17 protein-coding genes are annotated in these 16,156 nt (G+C 44.6%); 6 read left to right on the forward strand and 11 right to left on the reverse strand.

Features of this window, described 5'->3' with window-relative positions:
- Positions 1-65: 65 nt before the first annotated feature.
- From Q5691_RS25760 to Q5691_RS25775, 4 genes are all read right to left on the reverse strand, one after another.
- Positions 66-575, reverse strand: a complete 510-nt coding sequence (locus Q5691_RS25760) for an N-acetyltransferase (protein WP_333347897.1) — start codon at positions 573-575, stop codon at positions 66-68.
- A 361-nt stretch (positions 576-936) separates the two neighbouring features.
- Positions 937-2,001, reverse strand: coding sequence for a tetratricopeptide repeat protein (locus Q5691_RS25765; RefSeq protein ID WP_333216696.1), 1,065 nt, complete (start codon positions 1,999-2,001; stop codon positions 937-939).
- 81 nt (positions 2,002-2,082) lie between these two features.
- A complete protein-coding gene (locus Q5691_RS25770) occupies positions 2,083-2,346 on the reverse strand; it encodes a hypothetical protein (RefSeq protein ID WP_333216694.1) in 264 nt (87 codons plus the stop codon).
- 105 nt (positions 2,347-2,451) lie between these two features.
- On the reverse strand, positions 2,452-2,745 hold the full coding sequence (locus Q5691_RS25775) for a hypothetical protein (RefSeq protein ID WP_333216691.1): 294 nt from the start codon (positions 2,743-2,745) through the stop codon (positions 2,452-2,454).
- A gap of 261 nt (positions 2,746-3,006) precedes the next feature.
- On the opposite strand from Q5691_RS25775, the gene Q5691_RS25780 reads away from it, so the two are divergent.
- Positions 3,007-3,939: a LysR family transcriptional regulator gene (locus Q5691_RS25780; RefSeq protein ID WP_333216689.1), complete on the forward strand. Its 933-nt coding sequence runs from the start codon at positions 3,007-3,009 to the stop codon at positions 3,937-3,939.
- A 152-nt stretch (positions 3,940-4,091) separates the two neighbouring features.
- On the opposite strand, the gene Q5691_RS25785 is transcribed toward Q5691_RS25780, so the two are convergent.
- Positions 4,092-4,424 carry a hypothetical protein gene (locus Q5691_RS25785; RefSeq protein ID WP_333347900.1) on the reverse strand — a complete coding sequence of 111 codons (333 nt, stop codon included), beginning with the start codon at positions 4,422-4,424 and terminating at the stop codon, positions 4,092-4,094.
- Positions 4,425-4,474: 50 nt separating this feature from the next.
- The gene (locus Q5691_RS25790) at positions 4,475-5,410 is read right to left on the reverse strand and encodes an AraC family transcriptional regulator (RefSeq protein WP_333216685.1); all 936 of its coding nucleotides are present in this window, start codon (positions 5,408-5,410) and stop codon (positions 4,475-4,477) included.
- Positions 5,411-5,586: 176 nt separating this feature from the next.
- Here Q5691_RS25790 and Q5691_RS25795 point away from each other — a divergent pair, with 176 nt between their 5' ends.
- The 3 genes from Q5691_RS25795 to Q5691_RS25805 are packed head-to-tail and all read left to right on the forward strand — an operon-like array spanning position 5,587 to position 7,081.
- Entirely contained in the window at positions 5,587-5,829 is a 243-nt protein-coding gene (locus Q5691_RS25795; protein ID WP_333216683.1) for an SDR family NAD(P)-dependent oxidoreductase, read from the forward strand.
- A 13-nt stretch (positions 5,830-5,842) separates the two neighbouring features.
- On the forward strand, positions 5,843-6,334 hold the full coding sequence (locus tag Q5691_RS25800) for a carboxymuconolactone decarboxylase family protein (protein WP_333056926.1): 492 nt from the start codon (positions 5,843-5,845) through the stop codon (positions 6,332-6,334).
- A gap of 9 nt (positions 6,335-6,343) precedes the next feature.
- Positions 6,344-7,081 carry an SDR family oxidoreductase gene (locus Q5691_RS25805; RefSeq protein ID WP_333347903.1) on the forward strand — a complete coding sequence of 246 codons (738 nt, stop codon included), beginning with the start codon at positions 6,344-6,346 and terminating at the stop codon, positions 7,079-7,081.
- 155 nt (positions 7,082-7,236) lie between these two features.
- Here Q5691_RS25805 and ispD read toward each other — a convergent pair whose 3' ends face one another.
- A complete protein-coding gene (gene ispD, locus Q5691_RS25810) occupies positions 7,237-7,923 on the reverse strand; it encodes a 2-C-methyl-D-erythritol 4-phosphate cytidylyltransferase (protein ID WP_333347906.1) in 687 nt (228 codons plus the stop codon).
- Positions 7,924-8,095: 172 nt separating this feature from the next.
- Here ispD and Q5691_RS25815 point away from each other — a divergent pair, with 172 nt between their 5' ends.
- Both Q5691_RS25815 and Q5691_RS25820 read left to right on the forward strand, forming a co-directional pair.
- Entirely contained in the window at positions 8,096-9,058 is a 963-nt protein-coding gene (locus Q5691_RS25815; RefSeq protein ID WP_333347914.1) for a glycosyltransferase family 9 protein, read from the forward strand.
- Positions 9,059-9,370: 312 nt separating this feature from the next.
- Positions 9,371-9,952, forward strand: coding sequence for an HAD family hydrolase (locus tag Q5691_RS25820; RefSeq protein ID WP_333215179.1), 582 nt, complete (start codon positions 9,371-9,373; stop codon positions 9,950-9,952).
- Between the two features lie 15 nt (positions 9,953-9,967).
- Here the strand turns inward: Q5691_RS25820 and Q5691_RS25825 are convergent, their stop codons facing one another.
- From Q5691_RS25825 to Q5691_RS25840, 4 genes are all read right to left on the reverse strand, one after another.
- Entirely contained in the window at positions 9,968-11,197 is a 1,230-nt protein-coding gene (locus tag Q5691_RS25825) for an ATP-binding protein (protein WP_333347908.1), read from the reverse strand.
- Between the two features lie 6 nt (positions 11,198-11,203).
- Positions 11,204-14,131 (reverse strand): PAS domain S-box protein, encoded by a 2,928-nt coding sequence (locus Q5691_RS25830; RefSeq protein WP_333215175.1) that lies wholly within the window; start codon positions 14,129-14,131, stop codon positions 11,204-11,206.
- Positions 14,132-14,259: 128 nt separating this feature from the next.
- Positions 14,260-15,549, reverse strand: coding sequence for an aminopeptidase P N-terminal domain-containing protein (locus tag Q5691_RS25835; protein ID WP_333215173.1), 1,290 nt, complete (start codon positions 15,547-15,549; stop codon positions 14,260-14,262).
- Between the two features lie 134 nt (positions 15,550-15,683).
- Positions 15,684-16,073: a hypothetical protein gene (locus Q5691_RS25840; RefSeq protein ID WP_333347911.1), complete on the reverse strand. Its 390-nt coding sequence runs from the start codon at positions 16,071-16,073 to the stop codon at positions 15,684-15,686.
- Between the last annotated feature and the right edge of the window lie 83 nt (positions 16,074-16,156).

The following is a 16,156-nucleotide window of genomic DNA, read 5'->3' on the forward strand; positions in this document are numbered from 1 at the left end:
TTTAATAATTTTAGGAATCGCGTATTAGCTTGCTTTTCTGATTAGAGAAACTTATAACCATAAGTTCAGGAGAGCCGACTAAACTCCGATCGATACTTCACAGTTCCGCTGCACTCCTGCAAAGCTCCACTTTCTAACTCCAACACCATAAATGCTTCATCGGGCACATCATATTCACATTTTAAGCTCTTTCTACTAGCAGGAATAAACCCAAAACGCGGATAGAAATCTGGATGACCCAGCACAACCACTGCCTGAAATCCCGATCGCGCGCACTCTTTTAAACCTTCCCGTATCAGTAGCGTTCCGATACCTTGCCGCTGATAGTTGGGTAGAACTGCGACTGGCGCTAACCCCAGAATCGACAAATTCCTCGAACATTTTCCTTCGACGACAACCGGACTGAAGAAAATGTGTCCGACAATGCGATCGGATTGTACCGCAACGAAGGAAAATGTAGATGCAATTCCCCGCAATCGATCGACTAAGTTAGCCTCATTTTCTCGCCCGAATGCCGCAATATTAATGTTGCGAACAGCTTCTACATCTTCTGGCTTTTCGGTACGGATATCCATAGCTTAGGAATGAGAATTAAATAACTTCCACTCTTGAAAGTGGGATGGGCATCCCGCCCCTCCAAAAAGGACGGGCGGGACGCCCATCCCACAATAACAATTAAAATTGTAAGTTATTTAATTCGCGATCCTTAGATTAAGTGTTGTGCAGCCGCTCTGGCAGACGAATTACTACAGAAACTGTTTCTATCTTGCGATCGCGATCTTAATCAAATTATAGCGCCCCTGAATGCTTTTTCCTCTTTTTGAGTTATATATTTTTGGCAATTAATTATACAACGACTTGCAGATCAATGCCAAATCGTCGCCAAAGTCGATCGCTTCCAATCTTCACGCCCGATGCGGAACCGCTTAAATCTCCTTATTGCGGTACAAGCTGACTGGAAGACAATCGCTTAATGCCCTCCATCGCTGTAGTTTCTCCGGCTTTGTCACCGCCCTCACGAGCAATTTTTAAAGCTTCCTCGTAGGATTCGAGAGCTTGAGCATTTTGACCGAGACTTTCATGAATTGCGCCCATATTGTTGAGCAAGCGTCCGATACTTGTCTTGTCACCGATTGCTTCTAACATCGGTATTGCTTGCTGAAAATAAATCAGCGCTTGAGTATCTTTGCCGAGTTTGCGAGAGGTAAGTGCCATGTTGTTGAGGAGGCGGCCGACGCCAGCCCGGTCTCCGATTTCCCGGCGAATTGCTAAAGCTTGGTGGTAAAATTCCATCGCTCTATTAAAGTCGCCGATGTTGTAGTAGACGCCGCCCATGTTATTGAGGGTACGGCCTAAATCGCGCCGATCGCCGGCGGCCGTGCGAATCGTCCGCGCTTGCTGGTAAAATTCGATCGCCTTGGCGTAATCTGCCTGTTCTGCGTACACGGCCGCGATGTTGTGGAGGGATTCTCCAATTTCAATTTGGTCGTCGGTAGTTTTGGCCAGTTCCAAAGCTTCTTGGTGCAGTTTCATCGCTTCGGAAAAATTGTCCCCAATCCGGTTGACGAAACCTATGAGATTGAGAGTGCGCGCGGTACGACGCCCTCCGCTGATTTCTCGGTGAATGACTAAAGCTTGCTGCAGAACTTCCAAAGCTTTGGGCCTCAAACCCATTTCGCCATAAACTTCCCCCATATTATTGAGGGTTTCTCCGATTCCCGGTTTGTCGCCTAGTTGCTTGCGAATTGCCAAAACTTGCTCAAAATTCTGGATTGCTTCTCGAAACAAACCCTCGCGGTGCTGTTTTACTGCTGTTTTAAAGAGTTCGTCTGCTTGCATTTTGGGGTCTGTTGCCTGAGCGAACTCGCTCGCTTGGGTGCGCCTCGCATTTATAATTGGGGCATAAGCGCGGGCGTCTGAAATTGCCAGCAAGCTGAGTGCGGGCGATAAGACAATACTTATAGCTGCGAGATAGCTGAAGTGGTAAGAGCGGCGGTGCACCGATCGAGTCCTCCAATAGCTAAGTGATAACTATTAAGATAGAGCTTTTTGGGGTGTTCCTGCCAATTTTTTTCTCAATTTCTAGGTTCTAACTGGGTTTTTGTCTTGCCAGACGGCCATAATCAGCGGCATATTGTTGAGAGCGGATATGACAGCAAAGTTTTTGCTGGGTGGAAGCGATACTTTTTCAGAACTTTGCAAGATGATGTCCTGTTGGTCAATCGTGATCCAAGCAATTCCTGACAAAACTTGAATTTGTCGATGAGTTTGAGGCAATCGGTATACCTCGTTTTCCATCAGAATAATGCGATCTGGCGCTGCACATTCGGAAGATATTTGAAGCATAGCATCTCCTACTTGCTAATTGGTAATTGCTAATTGGTAATTGCTAATTGGTAATTGCTAATCGAGGGCTGTATTTCACTTCTTTTCCACGCAACCCACACACTACTATTGGCAATAACGCCGATCGAGCCAAGCGCGCATTTCATCATCCGTCGCCACGCAGGTAGAACGACCAGTCGCCCGATCGCAACCGTGCCACCAAGTGTTACCATAGCGATCGCACGTCTGCCAAATTCTCAGTTCGTCCTCACTCGAAATGAGGTAGAGCAAAAACTGCCCAAATTTTTTTATAGCTAAAAAGAGAGATAGCCCTTTATGTTTTTCGGATGGGTTAGCTCGATCGGCTATCCAAAAAAACATCATTATTCGGGGGTTGATTCGACTTTTGTAAGTAGACATAGCCAACACCTTAAAGTGATAAATCCTACACAAACTGCACCCATAAAATTACAAGAAATAGCTTTTAACTGCAATAATTTCATCGCAATTACAGCACAATATGGTTGTCGTGCAATTTCTGTAAAAGTCTATCTGTTACCTGATAAATTAACTTTAACTCTCAGGCAATTGACAATCAAAGCATTACTTGCATAGGTTGTATGAATAAAATCGATATATCGAAGCCCTTGTGACAATTTGGGTACTACTGGCACAAACGCTATGAACGAAATCAATACGCGGCGGATGAAACTCTCTCAGATTCAAGCTTTGATAGCTGTAGCAGACTGTGAAAACTTTAGCGAGGCGGCTTTGCAATTGGAACTGTCCCAATCCGCAGTCAGCCACGCCATCGCCTCTTTAGAAACAGAATTGGGAGTGCAACTGTTCCACCGGGGGCGACACGGTGCTCAACTGACGCCGGTGGGGGAAAGGGTAGTGAGTCACGGGCGTCAAATAGCCTGCGCCTTAGAAAGAATGGTCAAAGAAGCGGATTTAGAAAAAGGTTTGCAGGGAGGCCAGGTACGGATAGTTACTTTTCGGAGTGTCGCAACTCATATCCTACCGGGTATTATTGCTAAATTTCGCAGTTGCTTTCCCAAAATTACGGTTAGCATTACCGAAGTTTATTATACCCAAGCTGTGGAAGAGGCTTTGCGATCGGGCAAAGCAGACATCGGTTTTGTCTCTCTTCCCATCTCCGATGAATTTGAAACTAGGGAAATTTTGCGGGACAAATATTTGGTTTTGCTGCCGCCGAAGGCGCAATGTAAAAGTGCTAAGATTACGTGGGAAGAATTAGCGAATTATCCGCTGATTTTGCAGCCAATAGAAAATGCTTGTTCGATACCGCTTCGTAAGTATTTGACAACTGCAGATTTTCCCATAAATATCGGTTACGAACTCAGCGAAGATTCAACAATTGTCAGTATGGTGATGCAAGGTTTGGGTGCAGCTATTCTGCCCCGTTTAGCCGCGGAACCGATACCATCTTCGGTGAAAGTTTGCAGTTTACCGGCGGATTTTGAGAGGGTAATCGGGGTTGCTGTTTTGAGGGATGGGCTGTTAATTCCGGCCGTGTTTGCGTTTTTGGATTTAGTTAAAAGTGCTCCAGAGGTTGATAGTGAGGGTGACTTTCCGATTAATCCTTCATGAGAAACCTCAGTCAGTTGTTATTGGTTATTGGTTAGATGGGGATTTTGTTACCGCCGATATCAGCAGATGAACACAGATGAACGCGGATGGCATTTTATCTGAGTTCATCTTCGGTTAAAAAAATGGCATAAAATAGTACGATCGCTGATTTCCTATTTCATGCGTTTTGCAACAAGACTAGAACTATCGCCTTGGTGGAATTTGATTCGACCGTCTATGGAGTTTTTATCCTTTAATTTGAGCCAACCGCTACCAAATGCAGGATCGTTCTCATCATTACCGTCCCATGTAAACTCAAATCGCTGATCCTTTCCATCTTTTACGACTTCGCCGTCAATGTCACCTGATACTAAACCGAATTGAAATTCTCCCGAACCTGCTTCATCAATCTCGATATAGGCTTCAACTTCCATGTCCAAATAATCACTATCCCACATTGCCATCTCTGTGATCCGCCATTTGCCGCTATATTGCATTGCTTTCATCCTCCACTTGTATTAACGGAACAAAACCAATATAGTCGAAACAGTGACGCTCAAGCAGTACGCAAACGCTCAATATCCCGGATCGGCGGCGCACCAAACATACGAGAATATTCGCGGCTGAACTGTGAGGGGCTTTCATAACCCACCTGATAGGCAGCATTTGCCGCATCGGAGTTTTCGGCAAGCATCAGGCGACGTGCTTCTAATAGTCTTAATTGCTTTTGATATTGAAGTGGACTCATCGATGTCACTTCCTTGAAATGGTAATGGAAAGATGAAGGAGACATATTGGCTTGTCCTGCCAAATCCTCAACCCGCATCGGTTTTGCAAAATCAGTTTTAATCAGTTTGAGCACCTCAGCGATGCGCTGCATATTGCTGCCAGATGTTGCGATTTGGCGCACAGCTTCGCCTTGCTCACCCATTAAAAGACGATAATAGATTTCGCGGATAATCATCGGTGCCAGCATCGGGATATCCTGCGGCGTATCCAAAAGTCGTGTCAGTCTGAGGGCGCAATCGAGTAATGGTGCATCGGCATTGCTGACAAACAAACCTCTGACAGAGTTTTCTTTCTTACTGGCGCTTGGACTGGTTTGGGCAGTAATAATGTCACAGAGTTGGCGTGGGTCTAAATTCAACTTGAATCCTAAATACGGCTTGTCTGGAGTGGCCTCTACAATAAATCCACTCAGAGGTAAATCAACTGAGATCACAAGATATTGAGCCGCGCCATAACGATAGGTTTCCTCACCCAGCAACGCTTCTTTTTTGCCCTGAACGATGATGCCGAGAATAGGTTGATAGACACCGTGCAGTGCGGCGGTAACTGAAGATTCTCGCGTAAATTCCAGCTTATCTATAGCTGTTTTATGAAAACCGTTCCCCTTGCCTTCAGTGTGTCGAGTTACTAATGCCGCCAATTCTTTACATTGATTAGCGATCGCATCTTGATTTATTACTTGGTTGATTATTTCAATCGCCATGTGGTTTTCTCGACTAATTTAATCATTATCTTTTAAGCATTATAGAACATCTTTATCCATTCATAAAATCTTGCTTTGGAGGATTAGGCAATAAATTGCGAGGTCTGTGTATTCAAAACCCTTGCTTTTACTCATAGGATGAACACATCTGAATGAAACAGTAAAAGGATAAGGCAATGACGAAAGACAAGACAAAAATCGCATTGGTAACAGGGGCGAGCCGAGGACTTGGCAAAAATACCGCTTTGACCCTTGCCAGAAAAGGAGTCGATGTCATCGTGACATATCACAACAGCGAGGAGGATGCCCAAAATGTCGTATCTGCGATCGAAGCGATCGGGGCTAAAGCTGTTGCACTGCAATATGTTTCTTTAATTAAAATCAACCTCACTTCAAGGAAAATATTAGCAAATCTATAAGGGAGGCAAAATCATGAACAAGCAATTTTTAACTTTCACCGTAGCGGGAGCAATATTTATGGTTTCACCTACCCGATCGCCAGAAACAGTTCTACAACCTTCTGAAACAATGACACGTCAAGAGCGGGGCGAAAAAGTTCTGAATAGTTTGTCAGGTGGAAAAGGTTTGCCGCCGCATTTTGTTCAGCTTCAAAAAGATTTCCCAGAACTTGCTGACATGACGCTCAAATATTCCCTAGGCGATATCTGGGCTCGTGAGGTGCTAGATAATAAAACCCGCCAGCTTATATCACTTGCAGGGTTTGCGGCACAAGGCACAATGCCGCAATTCAAAGTTCACGCTCAATATGCCTTGAATTACGGTGCTACGCCGGAAGAACTGATGGAAGTTATTTATATTACCACAGTGACTTCCGGCTTTCCCCGCGCCTTGATTGCAGCAGGAACTCTCAAAGAGTTGTTTCAGGAAAATAATATCAAGTTCCCAGTAACATCACAAAAATAGGAGATATCAATGTCAAACTTAAATGGAAAGGTTATTATCATCACTGGAGCGAGTAGCGGAATTGGTGAAGCCACTGCTAAATTGCTTGCTAAAAACGGCGCGCGAGTGGTTTTGGGTGCACGTCGCACCGATCGCCTAGAAGCGATCGCCAAGGACATTCGTGCGGAGGGTGGAACAGTCGAATACCAGGCTCTCGATGTCACGCAACGCAGTCAAATGGAGGATCTCGTTCAATTTGCCCAGAGCAAGTTCGATCGGGTAGATGTCCTGATTAACAATGCTGGCATCATGCCTCTATCCGCACTCGAACAACTGAAAGTTGAGGAATGGGATAAAATGATTGATGTCAATATCAAAGGTGTTTTGTACGGCATCGCGGCGGCACTTCCTGTCATGAAAGCACAAAAATCTGGTCAGATTATCAATATTTCTTCGATCGGCGGACACGCGGTTTCTCCTACTGCTGCTGTTTACTGTGCTACTAAATTCGCCGTTGGAGCCATCTCAGAAGGCTTGAGACAAGAAGTTGGGGGCGACATTCGGGTGACGGTGATTTCTCCTGGAGTAACGGAGTCTGAGTTAGCCGAGAGCATCACTGATGAAACTGCAAAATCGGGAATGCAAGAATTTCGCAAAATATCTATTCCTGCTGCTGCGATCGCGCGGTCGATTGTATTTGCGATCGAACAACCTGACGATGTTGATGTTAGCGAAATTATCGTCCGACCAACAGCCAGCCCTTACTAAGTAGGTCAATTTAATTAAATCTAAAAGGCGAGGGTTATTAGATACCCAACTTCTTTTAAAAGTCGGGTATCTGGGTATTCTGAGTTTTTATGAGGACTTAGTTAGCTTACCAATTCCCCTTGCCCATTCCCAATTTCGCCTTACACAATTCAAAACTATTTCCCGTATCTTTGCCGTAAAATAAATTCCGCTAGTGCTAAATCAACGGGTGTTGTGACTTTCAAATTCGTCTCTTCTCCCTCCACAATTTGCACTGGTAAACCGCATTTTTCAAACAAAGCCGCATCGTCTGTAACTTCCCAACCTTTTTGTCGCCCTTCTTCGTGACACTGCTTTAACAATTTCACTTCAAATCCTTGGGGAGTCTGGGCCGCCCACAAATTGCTTCTGTCAGGGGTGTCTCGCACGATCCGACGCTCATCTACGACCTTAATCGTATCCTTGACCGGGACGGCGACAATCAAGCCTGGACAGCTCAAGAGGGCCTCTGCAGATCGATCGAACAATTCAGCAGTTGCCAAACACCTCGCCCCGTCGTGAATCAAGACTCGATCGGCATTGGGCGGCAAAGCCTGCAAACCGTTGTAAACTGACTCTTGCCTGGTGGCGCCTCCTTTAATCAGTTCCACGGGCTTAACCAAAGATAAATCGCTCAGAATTGCTTTAAAATCAGGAAAATCGTCTGGCTGGCCCATGATGCCAATCCAGCTAATGTGCTGCGAAGCTTCAGCAGCAGCCAAAGTCCAACTCAGCAAAGGTTTTCCCAGCAAAGTCAGCAGCAGTTTGTTCCGCTGACTCCCCATCCGTCGCCCCGAACCCGCTGCAGGAATTAATAAGTGCATTTACTAACCGTTTTTAACCCAACTAGATATATATAATAAGAGCGTCCTGTACTTTTGAGTCTGTTGTTTAGCTGTCAGCCAGTAGCTTTTAAGGTCTAGAAATACTATAAGCTGATAGTTGAGAGCCGATCTCTGAGAGCTACCTCGATCAATAATAGCCCGATCGTTTATGATGCGAATACTAGCACTTGTCCCTGGCGGGATTGGCGACCAAATTTTATTTTTCCCCACTCTTGATGACCTCAAGCAGTCTTATCCCGACGCGCAAATTGATGTCATCGTGGAACCGAGGGCAAAGGGTGCTTACCGAGTCTGCAAATCCGTCAAAGAAGTCTTGACGTACAATTTCAAAGACCGCAACGCTATGGCAGATTTGGGCAATTTACTGGGCGTAATTCGCGATCGCGAATACGAAGCAGTTATTTCCCTAGGCCAGCGGTGGACTGTAGGGCTGCTGCTGTGGCTGACCGGCATTCCGCAGAGAGTTGGCTATTCGGGAACCAACGGTGCTCGATTTCTCACTGCTGCTGTACCGCTGAAAACTGAACAGTACGCCGCCTCAATGTACCATGATTTACTGCAAGGATTTAACATTACAAATCCTTGTCCGGCGATCGCAATTAATGTACCAAAACAGGACATTCAGTGGGCGGAAGCCGAACAGCAGCGGTTGGGCGTAAAAGAAAGCGGCTACATTCTAATTCACGGCGGTTCGAGTCAATTAGCTGTGTCTAAAGGTATTGACAAAATTTACCCTACAGACAACTGGAAGCAAATTATCCAAGACTGTCAGCAGCGGCAGCCTAATTTGCCCGTTGTTGTTGTGAAAGGCCCCGAAGATGCAGAGTTCGTGGCAAAGTTAGTCGAGTTATGTCCGAATGTAAAAGTTATCTCGCCGGATGATGTCGGCAAGTTGGCCGCCACCATTGCTGCTGCTAATTTGATGATATGTACTGACAGTGCGCCGATGCACTTAGCTGTGGCGGTTCAAACTTATACAATAGCTTTGTTCGGCCCGACTGAACCGGCGAAATTGTTGCCAAAGAGCGATCGGTTTTTGGGCATTAAATCTCCTACTGGCAAAATGGCAGACATCTCTCCTCAAGATGTTTTAAAGAAGGTTTGGGGCGGCTAAGAACTAGGATATCTTAGCTGGTTCCCAGGCTGTGCCTGGGAACCCATATCTAGAGGCTCTGCCTCGCTTATCGGGCTTTCACAGGAGGCGCAGCCTGGGGACGAGGAATCATTTTCGGTAATTCCTCTTTCGCTCTTCGTTTTTCAACAAGCTCCATCATCTGCTGTAATTCCTTGAATGGTTAGGCAAACAATCTATTTTAGAATGATGAGTTTACCTAAATTTGCATTTCTTCTCTTCAGTCCGCGTAGGCGGACTTTATTTGTGTAGACGCGATTTCAATCGCAGAGTTATATCAAAAACAATACAACAATGAAACGAGCAGTATTTCTTGACAGAGATGGCGTTCTCAATATCGAAGCGGGTTACATTCACCAAGTAGAAGATTTGCATTTAATCCCCGGAGTAGCCCAAGCTGTACGCCGTTTAAATGACAAACAAATATTTTGCTGTTTGGTTTCCAATCAATCGGGCCCGGCGAGAGGCTATTATCCGGTTAGCCACGTAGAAGCTTTGCACAAACGCCTATGTCAGTTATTAGAAAATGAAGCAGGAGCACAGTTAGATGCTCTTTATTACTGTCCTTATTTAAGCGCAGCCGAAGGCGGAACCAACCCAGAATTTACGCGGTATACAACGTGGCGAAAACCGAATACAGGGATGTTGGTAGCCGCTGCTTGGGAACAGGATTTAGATTTGCGAAATAGTTTTATGGTGGGGGATAAAGCGACTGATGTTGATATGGCTCACAATGCAGGCTGTACTGGTATTTTGGTGCAGACTGGTTACGGAGAAAGCGTGTTGAGTGGGGAGTATCAGCACCATACTAAACCTGATTTTATTGCAGCAAATTTAGCGGTGGCGGTTGAGTGGATTTTGCAACACTTTGATTAGTGTTTGTAGGGGTATTTAAGTTCTTTCTCTTTGAGTCCTACAGGAAAGTGCTACGTAAGGAAGCGCGACTGTGAAGGTTGTACCCACGCCCATTTTGCTTTCGCAGGCGATCGCGCCTCCTTGCAATTCCACCGCTTTTTTAACAATTGTTAATCCCAAACCGTTACCTTTAATCTTTCCAGTATTCTTGCAGCGGTAAAACATTTCAAATATTTTCCCTACTTCCGTTTCTGGGATGCCCATACCTTCGTCTCGGATACGGATAATTAGTAAGGGAGAGCTAATATTTGTAAATTGGGAAGTGGCAAAAAAACACTGAGGAGATAAGCCGAAAATAGCTTCTTTGTCTCCTTCGCTTGCTGGACGGCATTCCAATTCCAAGGTGACTTGCCCGCCGTTGGGAGAATATTTGATGGCATTGACGATTAAGTTAGAAATAATGCCGTGCAGCAATTGTTGATCTAACATTGCGCTGGTAACATCTGACGGGATTAATGTTAGTTTGTGCTTGGCTTCATTTCCTAACTGCAATTGATCGAGCAAGTTTTGACAAAATTCGATTAAATTTATCGGAAATGGATTGCATTTGAGTTGGCCTGATTCTGCCCTGCCCATGAACAGCATATCGTCGATTAGCTGGTTCATCTTTTGGGTAGCTGAGTGCACCAGCCGCAGGGTTCTAACTTGGGATTCGTCACTGCTGCGAGTGCGATCGAGATCGAGAAGTTCCGCAGAAATTAAAATCGCGTTGAGGGGATTCCGCAATTCGTGAGCCGCCATGGAAATATACTGGTTTTGGCGGTACGATTTTTCTTCCACCGACTCTCTGACTGCTTCCGCGGCTTTGAGAGATTCTCGCATCTTGGTTTCCATTTCGTGTCTGTGCAGGGCAATCTCGATCGCCACCCGTAAATCATTTTGTTGAAATGGTTTGATAATATAACCGAACGGATCTGTAAGTTTCGCTCTTTGCAGTGTTTGATCGTCGGCATAAGCGGTTAAAAATATTGTCGGCACATTCCTATTAGTTCGGATTTTATCGGCTGCTGTTACCCCGTCCATGTCCCCTTTAAGCACGATATCCATCAACACTAAATCGGGCGGGCTTTCTATCGCTTTTTGAATTGCTTCTTCTCCTGAAGAAACTGTAGCTGTGACTGCATATCCCAGTTTTTTCAATCGACCTGCTATGTCTTGGGCTACAATAACTTCGTCTTCTACAACCAAAATTTGTATAGGGTTCATTTTTCGTTAAATACGCTGCCGATAATTTAACTCTTGGAAAATCAGAGTGTAGCAGGTTCCACGCTGACTGTCAATGTCAATACTCGCCTCTAATTGGTAAGCCAACATTCTCACTAATCGCAATCCTAATGTTTCAGTATTTTCCACGTCAAAATTAGCCGGAAATCCGCGACCATTATCTTGAATAGTTAAATGAAATTGGTGACTACTTGTTTCATTAAATTTAATAGAAATTTCACCATCTAAATTAGAGCCAAATGCGTATTTTAAAGAGTTGGAAACCAGTTCGTTAATAATTAAGCCACACGGAATAGCTGTTTCTATGTTTAAATAAATGGGGTCAACTTTGAGGTTAAATTGGATGGAAGTGTTGCCACAACCAAAAGATTGATACAAATTAGCAACCAAATTTTCGACATAGGGGGACAGGGCGATCTGATCGAGATTTTCGGATTGATACAATTGCTCATGAATCAAAGCCATTGAATGGATGCGAGTCTGGCTTTCTTCAAATAAAGTTAGCGTTGCTTCGTCTTCAATATATTGAGCTTGAAGTTGCAGCAGGCTGGAAATTACCTGCATATTATTTTTGACTCGGTGGTGAATTTCTTTGAGCAATACTTCTTTTTCGCGGAGTGTTGCTTGGATGCGGGCCTCGGTAAATTTGCGATCGCTAATATCTTCGCCAATACCCGCGATGCGGTAAATGTTGCCCGATTCGTCGTAAATGGGAAAAGCTCGATCGCACACCCAGCGAATTGTGCCGTCTGGCAGAAAAATCCGATATTCGGTATTGGTGGACTCGCCGTGCAACACTCGCCCCATTGCCTCTTCCAAGAGGAGTTTATCTTCTGGATGCACCCACTCCATCATTTTTAATGGATCAGCATACAATTCTTCGCGACTGCGCCCCCAGATTTGTTCGTAAGCTGGACTCAGATACAATAAATCGGTGAATTCCGCAGACATTAGCCAGACGGAATCTTGGATATTTTCTGCTAACTGGCGGAAGCGTTCTTCACTTTCACGGATAGTTTTTTCAGCCTGTTTGCGTGCGGTAATATCTACTGCAATGCCCACGATCCGGTAAACTTTACCAGATTGATTTCTAATCGGAAAAGCCCGATCGCGAATCCAGTGTATTTGGCCGTCTGGCCTGACAATTCGATATTCTATCTCGTCTTCAGAATCAATTTGTCTAGTTAAATTAGCAATAACGCGAGCGCGATCTTCTGGATGGAGCGAATCTGCAAAAAAGCGCCCGTAAGCATATAAATCAGCACAGCTTCTGCCCCAAATCTTTTCGTAAGCCGGACTGATATAAATAATTTTCTGGGGTTGAACGTTTACCATCCAAAACACACTTTCAATGTGTTCTGCTAACTGTCGGAACCTTTCTTCGCTTTCTTTCAGCGCTGCTTCGGTTGCTTTGCGATCGCTAATATCTTCTGTCACTACTACATTGTAAATTGCCCCGCTCAGCGGTTCTTTGATGAGCGATACACTAATATTTACCCAAACTACATTGCCATCTTTGTGCAGCAACCGTTTTTCCATTTTAAAACTGTCAATTTCTCCGGCGAATAATTTATTGTTTTGTTCTAAATCTAAATCTATATCTTCTGGGTAAGTAACGTCCATCCAAGTTCGCGACAGCAGTTCGCTCGCAGTATATCCCACTATCTCGCAGAATTTTTGATTGACTCGCAAATAGCGGCCTGTTTGGTCAGGGTGGGTAATGCCGACTGCCGCTTGTTCGACGGTTGCCCGAAAGCGTTCTTCGCTATCTCTGAGGGTTGCTTCTGCTTTTTTGCGATCGCTAATATCGCGCTGCACGCCAAAATAGCCCACAATTCTGCCGTGGGAATCGTAAATGCAAATATAGTCGCCTTCTATCCAAACTGGAACTCCGTCAAACGTGCGATTCTCATTTTCGATGTGGATTCTGCCAGCCTCAAAAAATTGCCTTATTATCTCTCTGCCACCAGTCAAGTCGTGAGACAAGAAAGAGTAAAGTGTCCGACCAATAAACTGTTCCCTCGTCCCACCGTATTGAGCTATCAAAGCATCGTTTGCCTTCGTTACCCGCCCGTTAGCAAATATGTAATCCAAGACTTTTTCTTTGTCAACTGTATCGTCCCAATGCACTGGTTCGTCCAGCATCATAAAGAAAAAACCATCTAAAGATTGAGAGAAAAACAATTCTAGCTGTTCCTGGCTTTCCCGCAGAGATTTTTCGGCGCGCCAGCGAGAGAGAACTTCTTCCTGCAATTGATCGTTGGCTGTTTTCAATTCCTCAGTGCGCTTTTGATATTGAATTTCGAGCTGATTTGTAATTTCTTCCAGCGCTATTTCTGCCTGTTTTTTTTCGGTAATATCTTGAGTAAGAACCAGTCCTGCAAAAATTTCTTCCCGGTCGTTTTTGACTGGAGCAATTGTTGTTGAATAAACGCGATTGCCGTATTTATATTCAAAAGTATTCTCTTTTCCTGCCAAAGCAGCGCGATATGTAGTCTCAAAAAGGGGCAAGTCTTCAGGTGGCGATACTTCCCACAATGTTTTGCCTTCCAACAGTTCTTTGGACAAACCAACTACTGCCAAACCTTGGCCGTCAACCAGAGTATAGCGCAAATCGCGATCAAACAAAAATACCGAACCATTCGGATAATGTTTGATGAGAGTTCGGTACATTTCCTGGCTTTTTTCCAGAGATGCGATTAACTGAATGCGATCGTCCTCGGTGATATCAAATTCAGTTACGGAACCCGAAATGCCAGGATTCTCGACTGCTTTGAGTTGTGCTTCTAATTTCTGGCACAATTCTCTCTGCTGCTGCAAATGCTCTTCAAGTTGTAGAATTTTTGCTTTTTGCTCTGCTACCAATGCTTCGCAGGTTTCGAGAGATCGATCGATCTTGGTAGGATCAATACACATAAGCGCTCTTTGTTTGGCAGTTGCGGACTTGAGCTTTTTCAAGCCAATACTAACAAAGCTCAAGCCTTCACTGCTAACTTAATTAATCAATCTTTCTTGACTTCTGCCCAAAGCATTCTACTTTTCCTTTATTTAGGAACTCCCGCCGTCAAGACTTCATGACTTTTCAATGTCACCAAAACATCATCTTCAATTCTCACGCCAATACCGCGCCATTTTTCAGGAACCTCCGGCTGTCCTTCAACGGGTTTAATATAAGGAGAAATATAAATCCCCGGTTCCACCGTCAGCACTTGTCCTGCCTGCAAAACTTGCGGATTTTCGCCGTACTGATAAACGCCGACATCGTGCACATCCAATCCCAGCCAATGACCAGTGCGGTGCATATAAAATGGCTTGTATTTCTCTTCTTTAATTATCTCTTCAATGTCCCCCACCAAAAGTTTTAAATCCATTAAACCTTCCACCAAAACGCGCACCGCTGTTTCATGAATTTTGCTGTAAGGATTTCCGGGATATACTTGACTAATTGCCTGCAATTGTGCTTGCAAAACTAAGTCATAAATTATCTGTTGTTCGGCTGTAAATTTGCCGCTAACGGGAAAGGTGCGAGTAATATCGGCGTTGTAGTACCCGCAAGCACAACCAGCATCTATTAGCAGCAAATCGTTTTCCTGCATTTGGCGGTTGTTTTCGATGTAGTGGAGGACGCAGGAATTGTAACCTGATGCAACAATTGAAGGGTAAGCCGGAGTGCAGCCATTTAAGCCAAAAGTATGTTCTATTTCAGCTTGAATTTCATATTCGTATCTGCCCGGTTTGGCGAATTCTTGGGCGCGGTTGTGCGCTGCAACTGAGATATTAGCCGCTTTTCGCATTAATGCTAATTCTGTTTCGCTTTTCACCAGCCGCATCGGGTGTAAAATAATGTTGGAATCTTCGATTGCTGTCGGGCCTGTGCCACGTTTGGGATAGGTTGCCATCAAGCGCTGCCAGTGATTGAGGACTGTTTGGTCGAAACTACGATCGCGCCCGAAGTGATAGTATATGCGATCGGCCTTTTCTAAATATTTCGGCAGTTTTTCGGCAAGTTCATTAATCGGGAAAGCTTCATCCGCGCCGTACAATTCCTTAGCGCCTTCTACTCCGGCGCGATAACCGTGCCAAGTTTCTTTTTCCAAGTCTTTTGGCTGCACAAACAAAACAAATTTGTGTTCTTCATGGTGTGGCGCGAGCACTGCTACCGCCGCAGCTTCGTTGAAACCGGTTAAATAGAAAAAATCGCTATCTTGTCGGTAGGCATATTCTACATCGTTGTGCATGACGGCTGCGGGCGCGCTGCGAAATATCGCTGTCCCGCTGCCAATTTTTGCCATTAATTGTTCGCGTCTTTGCCGATATTCGGTGGGGTTTGTCATCCGATTTTAGATTTTAGATTTTAGATTTTAGATTGATTGTAATATTAACACTCGGCGGTTTCAAGCCCTGTCAAACTTGCACCCGCAAGCGCAGGGTTGAAGATATAGGTGCTCTGTTTTTTTTCTTGGTCTACTTATTTATTCTCTTGTTCTGCGATCGCCAATTTACAAGTATAGTCAACCAGCCGAGACAAAGATGAGTGGCCATCGACTAAAGTCCATTTCGGAGAGAAATTCGACCAATTTTCGCCATCTTGGCTAACTCTCACAGTTCTCAACTGTCGTTGCTGGCAGTCAACTTCCATTTGCGCCAACAATTTATCGTTACTAAAATGTTGAGTTACTAAAATAGTTCTGACTGGATAAGAGGGAGCACCGGGAATATCGGATTTGCTTAATTCAACGCTGCTGGAGTCGATGCAAATATCTACAAAACATCTTAATTTTTCGGCGCGGGCGCTCAAATTAATGCCAAAAATTAATGTTGAAATTACTATCAAACAAATCGATGCACTCTTAATCATATAGCAGGCATTGGTGACAAGTTAAGGAAAAAGGGAAATTGTCAAGGGTAGTATTTGCATGGGTCTGGGATCGTGGGAAACTT

It is taken from the genome of Microcoleus sp. w1-18aA5 (genome assembly GCF_036701705.1).
GTDB lineage: Bacteria > Cyanobacteriota > Cyanobacteriia > Cyanobacteriales > Microcoleaceae > Microcoleus.

Coding starts and splice junctions, on each gene's coding strand:
- Q5691_RS25790 (WP_333216685.1), bottom strand. CDS start 5,410: ATGGCGATTGAAATAATCAACCAAGTAATAAATCAAGATGCGATCGCT.
- Q5691_RS25840 (WP_333347911.1), bottom strand. CDS start 16,073: ATGATTAAGAGTGCATCGATTTGTTTGATAGTAATTTCAACATTAATT.
- Q5691_RS25795 (WP_333216683.1), top strand. CDS start 5,587: ATGACGAAAGACAAGACAAAAATCGCATTGGTAACAGGGGCGAGCCGA.
- Q5691_RS25830 (WP_333215175.1), bottom strand. CDS start 14,131: ATGTGTATTGATCCTACCAAGATCGATCGATCTCTCGAAACCTGCGAA.
- ispD (WP_333347906.1), bottom strand. CDS start 7,923: ATGCACTTATTAATTCCTGCAGCGGGTTCGGGGCGACGGATGGGGAGT.
- Q5691_RS25825 (WP_333347908.1), bottom strand. CDS start 11,197: ATGAACCCTATACAAATTTTGGTTGTAGAAGACGAAGTTATTGTAGCC.
- Q5691_RS25820 (WP_333215179.1), top strand. CDS start 9,371: ATGAAACGAGCAGTATTTCTTGACAGAGATGGCGTTCTCAATATCGAA.
- Q5691_RS25800 (WP_333056926.1), top strand. CDS start 5,843: ATGAACAAGCAATTTTTAACTTTCACCGTAGCGGGAGCAATATTTATG.
- Q5691_RS25835 (WP_333215173.1), bottom strand. CDS start 15,549: ATGACAAACCCCACCGAATATCGGCAAAGACGCGAACAATTAATGGCA.
- Q5691_RS25805 (WP_333347903.1), top strand. CDS start 6,344: ATGTCAAACTTAAATGGAAAGGTTATTATCATCACTGGAGCGAGTAGC.
- Q5691_RS25815 (WP_333347914.1), top strand. CDS start 8,096: ATGCGAATACTAGCACTTGTCCCTGGCGGGATTGGCGACCAAATTTTA.
- Q5691_RS25775 (WP_333216691.1), bottom strand. CDS start 2,745: ATGTCTACTTACAAAAGTCGAATCAACCCCCGAATAATGATGTTTTTT.
- Q5691_RS25785 (WP_333347900.1), bottom strand. CDS start 4,424: ATGAAAGCAATGCAATATAGCGGCAAATGGCGGATCACAGAGATGGCA.
- Q5691_RS25780 (WP_333216689.1), top strand. CDS start 3,007: ATGAACGAAATCAATACGCGGCGGATGAAACTCTCTCAGATTCAAGCT.
- Q5691_RS25770 (WP_333216694.1), bottom strand. CDS start 2,346: ATGCTTCAAATATCTTCCGAATGTGCAGCGCCAGATCGCATTATTCTG.
- Q5691_RS25760 (WP_333347897.1), bottom strand. CDS start 575: ATGGATATCCGTACCGAAAAGCCAGAAGATGTAGAAGCTGTTCGCAAC.